This is a genomic window from Dyella sp. SYSU CM1112 (genome assembly GCF_058216415.1).
In genome coordinates this window covers 1-335 of the sequence record NZ_JBZEGI010000083.1, presented here as the reverse complement: position 1 = coordinate 335, position 335 = coordinate 1, and the positions used below count along the sequence as shown (strand labels likewise).

1 protein-coding gene is annotated in these 335 nt (G+C 62.1%); it reads right to left on the bottom strand.

The window, feature by feature from the left end:
- Positions 1 to 200 (bottom strand): acetolactate synthase small subunit (gene ilvN / locus AC4HNJ_RS21715; protein ID WP_490481700.1); only part of this gene is annotated, 200 nt, incomplete at its 3' end.
- Between the last annotated feature and the right edge of the window lie 135 nt (positions 201 to 335).

Sequence of the window (335 nt, the reverse complement as noted above, 5' to 3'; positions counted from 1 at the left end):
AGTTTGCGGGTCTGCTGCAGGATTTGCGTCAGGGCAGCATCGTCGACGCGAACGGTAAGCGTCAATCGCGATACGGCGGGGTCGGCCGTGGCGGCCAAGGTGAGCGTATCGATGTTATGTCCGCGTGCCGCAAACAGGCCTGCGACGCGAACCAACGCGCAGGCTTCGTTCTGCAGAAGGATGGAGAGCGTGTGTTGCATGGCCTGGTCCTGTGGTGGGTCTCAGCGGATCGTGATGGTTCATAAGCTGTCGGACGCGGCGGCTTCGCTGGCTTGCGCTGTCGTGCGCGAGGGAATGAAGTCGCCGGTGATCATTTGCGAGTAATTGGCGCCCGG